The organism is Vibrio sp. Sgm 5 (assembly GCF_026241575.1).
Lineage (GTDB): Bacteria > Pseudomonadota > Gammaproteobacteria > Enterobacterales > Vibrionaceae > Vibrio > Vibrio jasicida.
The window spans coordinates 1-371 of record NZ_JAPHPY010000146.1 but is presented as its reverse complement, the minus strand read 5'-3'; the positions used below and the strand labels follow the sequence as shown (position 1 = coordinate 371).

At 44.2% G+C, this 371-nt stretch carries 1 protein-coding gene; it reads left to right on the top strand.

Annotated features, from left to right (window positions below; all coding sequences use genetic code 11):
- A partial coding sequence (locus OQJ86_RS26450; RefSeq protein ID WP_171052525.1) for a transposase occupies positions 1–204 on the top strand: 204 nt, incomplete at its 5' end.
- Between the last annotated feature and the right edge of the window lie 167 nt (positions 205–371).

Sequence of the window (371 nt, the reverse complement as noted above, 5' to 3'; positions counted from 1 at the left end):
CTGATGCTCTATGAGCGATTTGGAGATTTGAAGTTTAAGTACAGGAATCGAGAATTTTGGTGTCGAGGGTATTATGTAGATACGGTAGGAAAAAACACCGGCAAGATACAAAGTTACATAAAGCACCAACTAGAGCAGGATAAAATGGGAGAACAATTGTCGATCCCGTATTCAGGTAGCCCGTTTACGGGCCGCAGGAAATAGTCATATGCAAATGTCAGATCACTATGCGCCTGCTAGGGCGCTGCCAGTAGGAGAGCCTTATAGGCGCATATGAAAAACCACCGGCTATGCCGGTAATGCCAGTCAGTTAAGCTGACTGGCATTTTTCTTTTTCCAGATTGGATACTTTGCTGATTTGTAACGGAGAA